The organism is Microbacterium sp. H6 (genome assembly GCF_003314775.1).
Taxonomy (GTDB): domain Bacteria; phylum Actinomycetota; class Actinomycetes; order Actinomycetales; family Microbacteriaceae; genus Microbacterium; species Microbacterium oxydans.
Genome location: NZ_QOAY01000187.1, coordinates 10,415 through 10,738, shown reverse-complemented (window position 1 = coordinate 10,738; position 324 = coordinate 10,415). Strand labels below are relative to the sequence as shown.

The window sequence follows — 324 nt, the reverse complement described above, 5'->3', positions numbered from 1 at the left end:
CTCCTGGATCACCTCGGGCGCCGGGCGCTTGCGGAAGCCCCTCTGCACGCGCGGGGCGCGCTCGGTCTCCTCACGACGGATCACGCGCACGGTGCCGTCGGCGGGCTCCACGAGCTCGATGCGACCAGGAGCCTCCCCGTGCAGCGCGAGCGCTGCCGCGGCGATCGCCGGCCGCGCCAGCGGGTACGACGTCACCGGCACGACACGGTGACTGCGTGAGGCATACGGCCCCACCACTCCCGCGTCGTCGACGTGCAGCGTCACCCTCGTGCGCCATCCTCGACCGTCTCCGGACTCCACGGCCTCGATCTCGGGCGCGACGAG

The 324-nt window shown here is 73.8% G+C and carries 1 pseudogene; it reads right to left on the bottom strand.

The features are described from left to right. Window positions 1-324, bottom strand: a pseudogene (locus DSP71_RS22280) (class I SAM-dependent RNA methyltransferase); the annotation flags it as partial.